We start from the raw sequence: 3,346 nt of genomic DNA, 5'->3' as shown, positions 1-3,346 counted from the left end.
ATCGTTCAGAGAGATTTTTTGGATTTTACTAGGTTTGGCGGTGACCTACTCTCCCAGGGCTTTAGCCCAAGTACCATCGGCGCGGCAGTGCTTAACTTCCGGGTTCGGGAAGGGACCGGGTGTTTCACTTGCGCTGTAGCCACCAAACCGAGAAAAATCCAGATGCCTTCGGCATTTGGATTTTCTCGGTTTGCGGTCGGCAGCGTGCTTACGGAGTAAATACGCGAGAGACCGCCCAGGAGTTATGTCACGACGACGTTTCCAAATGCAGGAGGCGCTACAATCAACATGTCCAAGTGTTTGTTAGGGATGTGTTTGCTTTCTGTGTCCGTAACACTGTCTGTTACTGGATCAAATCAAGCCTATCGGGCGATTAGTACCGGTCAGCTGAACGCATTGCTGCGCTTACACCTCCGGCCTATCGGCGTGGTGGTCTTCCACGGCCCTCAGGGATACCTTGTTTTGAGGGGGGCTTCCCGCTTAGATGCCTTCAGCGGTTATCCTGTCCGATCATAGCTACCCTGCACTGCTGCTGGCGCAACAACAGGTCCACCAGTGGATCGTTCACCCCGGTCCTCTCGTACTAGGGGCAACTCCTCTCAAGTATCCTACACCCACGGCAGATAGGGACCGAACTGTCTCACGACGTTCTAAACCCAGCTCACGTACCTCTTTAAACGGCGAACAGCCGTACCCTTGGGACCTGCTCCAGCCCCAGGATGAGATGAGCCGACATCGAGGTGCCAAACACTGCCGTCGATATGGACTCTTGGGCAGTATCAGCCTGTTATCCCCGGCGTACCTTTTATCCGTTGAGCGATGGCCCTTCCACGCGGGACCACCGGATCACTATGGCCGACTTTCGTCTCTGCTCGACTTGTCAGTCTCGCAGTCAGGCTGGCTTCTGCCATTGCACTCAACGAGCGATTTCCGACCGCTCTGAGCCAACCTTCGCGCGCCTCCGTTACTCTTTAGGAGGCGACCGCCCCAGTCAAACTACCCGCCACGCAGGGTCCCGGATCCGGATAACGGACCGCGGTTAGACATCAAGAGTGCGAAGGGTGGTATCTCAAGGGAGGCTCCACAGGAACTTGCGTTCCTGCTTCGATGCCTACCACCTATCCTGCACATCACAATCCTGATGCCAGTGCGAAGCTGTAGTAAAGGTGCACGGGGTCTTTCCGTCTAACCGCGGGAAGCCTGCATCTTGACAGGCAATTCAATTTCGCTGAGTCGATGTTGGAGACAGCGGGGAAGTCGTTACGCCATTCGTGCAGGTCGGAACTTACCCGACAAGGAATTTCGCTACCTTAGGACCGTTATAGTTACGGCCGCCGTTTACCTGGGCTTCAATTCGGAGCTCTCACCCCTCCTTTTAACCTTCAGGCACCGGGCAGGCGTCAGACCCTATACGTCGCCTTACGGCTTCGCAGAGCCCTGTGTTTTTAATAAACAGTCGCCACCCCCTGGTTTGTGCCCCCGGATCCAAGTTGCCTTGAACCCGGGCCTCCTTCTCGCGAACTTACGGAGGTATTTTGCCGAGTTCCTTCAACATCGTTCTCTCAAGCGCCTTGGTATTCTCTACCAGTCCACCTGTGTCGGTTTAGGGTACGGTCTGATGGAGGGCTATTTCCAGGGACCAATCAGCGGCCCGCCCAATCCGATAAGGGCGGACAACCTTCATGATCCGTCACATCCTCCTGGCCCAGGAATATTAACCTGGTTCCCATCGCCTACGCCTTTCGGCCTCGGCTTAGGGGCCGGCTTACCCTGCTCAGATTAGCTTTAAGCAGGAACCCTTGGACTTTCGGCGAGAGTGTCTCTCACACTCTTTGTCGCTACTCATGTCATCATTCTCGCTAGTGATCTCTCCACCGGATGGCTCACGCCCCGGCTTCATCGAAAGCTCCTTGCGTCCAACACCTTCCGAAGAAGGCTAAAGACGCATGGAACTATGTCACACTACGCTCTGCTACCATGCACTATGTGCATCCTCGGCTTCGGCTCATGGCTTGAGCCCCGTTACATCTTCGCCGCAGGACGTCTTATTTAGACCAGTGAGCTGTTACGCTATCTTTAAAGGATGGCTGCTTCTAAGCCAACCTCCTGGTTGTTTTGGACATCCCACCTGCTTTCCCACTTAGCCATGAATTGGGGGCCTTAGCCGGAGGTCAGGGTTGTTTCCCTCTCCACGACGGACGTTAGCATCCGCCGTGTGTCTGCCATCTAGTACTCCCGGGTATTCGGAGTTTGGTTAGGATCAGTAAGCCTGTGGGGCCCCATTACCCATCCAGTGCTCTACCCCCCGGGGTATTCGGATGACGCTCTACCTAAATAGATTTCGCAGAGAACCAGCTATCTCCGAGTTTGATTGGCCTTTCACCCCTAGGCACAGCTCATCCCGATCCTTTTCAACGGATGTGGGTTCGGTCCTCCAGTGCGTGTTACCGCACCTTCAACCTGGCCATGCCTAGATCACTCGGTTTCGGGTCTGATCCCACGAACTCATGCGCCCTATTAAGACTCGCTTTCGCTGCGCCTCCGCCTAACGGCTTAAGCTTGCTCGTGAGACCAAGTCGATGACCCATTATACAAAAGGTACGCTGTCAGCCCTCAAGGGGCCTCCAACTGATTGTAGGCGTTCGGTTTCAGGTACTGTTTCACTCCCCTCGCCGGGGTGCTTTTCACCTTTCCCTCACGGTACTGGTTCGCTATCGGTCAGTAAGGAGTACTTAGCCTTCGGAGGTGGTCCTCCGGTCTTCGAACAGGATTTCACGTGTCCCGCCCTACTTAATACGTCCCTCAGAGCTTAGAATACGGGGCTGTCACCCGCTATGGCCATGTTTCCCAACATGTTCTTCTCACTCATCAGGCTCGGCTGGTCCGCGTTCGCTCGCCACTACTAACGGAGTCTCTATTGATGTCCTTTCCTCCGGGTACTTAGATGTTTCAGTTCCCCGGGTTTGCTCTTAAAGACCTATGTATTCAGTCCTTAAGTACCTGGTTAAACCCATTATTGATTACCAAAGGTAACAATAACGGACTTTCAGGTGGGTTCCCCCATTCAGAGATCCTGGGATCAAAGCCTATTCCCGGCTCCCCCAAGCTTATCGCAGGGTATCACGTCTTTCATCGCCTCTTACTGCCAAGGCATCCACCAAACGCCCTTCTCGCGCTTGATTTGATCCAGAAAAAGACAGTGCAAACCGTCGCGGCACCGGAAGCTGGTAAGAAACCGGCGCCTTTATTCTGAACCAAAAAGCAAACTATCCCGCTCCCAATCATGTCGGTGATCGGGAACTTGTTGCGCAGTCTTGCGACCGCGCGGGTTAGTGTACTTGACTTG

General features: G+C 54.3%; 2 rRNA genes. Both read right to left on the bottom strand.

The features are described 5' to 3' along the window. Positions 1-32: 32 nt before the first annotated feature. Positions 33-147: ribosomal RNA gene (gene rrf / locus ACXAHG_RS23265) — 5S ribosomal RNA — on the bottom strand. Between the two features lie 205 nt (positions 148-352). Beyond that, positions 353-3,182, bottom strand: a 23S ribosomal RNA gene (locus tag ACXAHG_RS23260). Between the last annotated feature and the right edge of the window lie 164 nt (positions 3,183-3,346).

Source organism: Leisingera sp. ABD4_442, assembly GCF_056160905.1.
Note: the sequence above shows the minus strand (reverse complement) of the source record. Positions and strands in the feature narration are given on the sequence as shown.